The organism is Streptomyces sp. NRRL S-340 (assembly GCF_000720185.1).
Taxonomy (GTDB): domain Bacteria; phylum Actinomycetota; class Actinomycetes; order Streptomycetales; family Streptomycetaceae; genus Streptomyces.
On sequence record NZ_JOIY01000099.1, the window covers coordinates 1 to 1,125 of the forward strand.

Genomic DNA, 1,125 nt, shown 5'->3' on the forward strand with positions numbered 1-1,125 from the left:
CGACGCCAGATTCGCCCGCTTCGGACCACCCCAGAACTCCCACGAAGCCCAACCACCGTTCTGCGACGTCTGATAGCTGTGCCAGACACCGTCATCCCCACCGGCGAACACCTCCATCCGCCCATCAGCATCCGACGCCGCCACCAACCGGTCACCGGAGAAGGACTGGCTGTCCCACAGGGTCTTGGCCATGATCACAGCATCGTTCGCCTCGACGCCGTAACGGTAGCGGTACTGACTCGCGGGGCGCTGTACGTCAGCGGCTACGTCGCCGATGGGTGCTGAGTTCCATGCCCCGTTCGGGTAGAAGCTCTGCATGACGTCGAGGAACTTATTGGTCGCCCAGGTCGCGTTCGTTCGCTGAGCGAAGGACCCCCAAGAGGCCCTCTGCTGGTACAGGCCGACCGAGTCCGCGTCACCGCCGTCGAGGTTACTGATGCTGGATTCCACGATGGTCGTGGCCAGAGCGATCGCGGCAGCGCGCTGGTTGAGCCCACGGTCTTTCACAGACTTCACGATGACCCTTGCACATGAAGCACGGTAGGCGTTCATGTTATGGGCCATCTTGTTGGAGAGAACCGAGTTCAAGACAGATGCTGTCGTCGCGTCCGCCGGGCTCGTTCCTGCGGGGTCACACGGGAGGTTCGCGTAGAGGACGCGAGCCTCGTAGGGAGTGATCTCCGACGGATCCACGGGGCGAGGCGAGGCACTCGCGAAGGCCGCCGTCGCAGTGATGCTCAGGGTCCAGGCTATGACACCGGTGACGGCGGCCATACGTCTGAACCGCCGGGGGGATTTAGACATTCCTTTTCGTCTTTCTTCTGTTCCGTCAGATACTGAGATCGATCAGAGGGGGAACTGCTGGACTCCGCCCGGATCTCCTGGCGCTGACGGGGCGCCAAGTACCGCCTCTTTCGACGTAATAAGGCGCCCCGCGCGTAAGCAGGGATCTGGCTCAGTAGCTGGAGTCTTCAGTAGTCGATGCCGGGGCCGGGGCCGTTGAGGTAGCCCCAGTTGGACCAGTAAGGCTGTTCACTGGTGTTGTACCGGTGGTAGACACCGCCTCCGTTGGAAGCGATGGCCTCAAGACGCCCGTCCGCGTTGTGACCGGCAGCGACATCGGTT

General features: G+C 62.5%; 1 pseudogene. It reads right to left on the reverse strand.

Annotation, left to right across the window (positions count from 1 at the left end):
* Positions 1-588, reverse strand: a pseudogene (locus IG64_RS37115) (peptidase M23); the annotation flags it as partial.
* Positions 589-1,125 lie beyond the last annotated feature (537 nt).